We start from the raw sequence: 403 nt of genomic DNA on the forward strand, positions 1-403 counted from the left end.
GTAGCCCCGGGCCAGTCCAGCTCCGGCTATGTACAGCTCCCCCACAACGCCTATCGGAACAGGGGTGCCATGATCGTCCAGAACGTAGGCGCGGGTGTTTTGAAAGGATATGTTGTTCAAGAGGTATGTGCCAATTGATATGATAGAAGTGACAGTGGTCTCCGTCGGACCATATTCATTTATCGTTCCTGGAATATATCTTTTGTATTTCTCGAATAATTCCTTTGACAAGTATTCTCCCCCAAATACTATCCTTTTTAGCGTGACCAATTCCGAAGGGTCTATAGCACTCAGATAAGAAGGAGTTGCATGCAAGTGGGAAATCTTATTGTCCGATAGAAAGCGTGCAAAACGATGAGGTTCAAGAATCAGGGCATTTGGCACAACGAACAGTGTCGATCCT

The 403-nt window shown here is 46.2% G+C and carries 1 protein-coding gene; it reads right to left on the reverse strand.

The window, feature by feature from the left end; all coding sequences use genetic code 11:
* On the reverse strand, positions 1-403 hold a 403-nt coding region (locus AACM45_RS20365; RefSeq protein WP_339145055.1), incomplete at both ends, for an AMP-binding protein.

The sequence above is a fragment of the Croceitalea sp. MTPC5 genome (assembly GCF_036985505.1).
Lineage (GTDB): Bacteria > Bacteroidota > Bacteroidia > Flavobacteriales > Flavobacteriaceae > Croceitalea.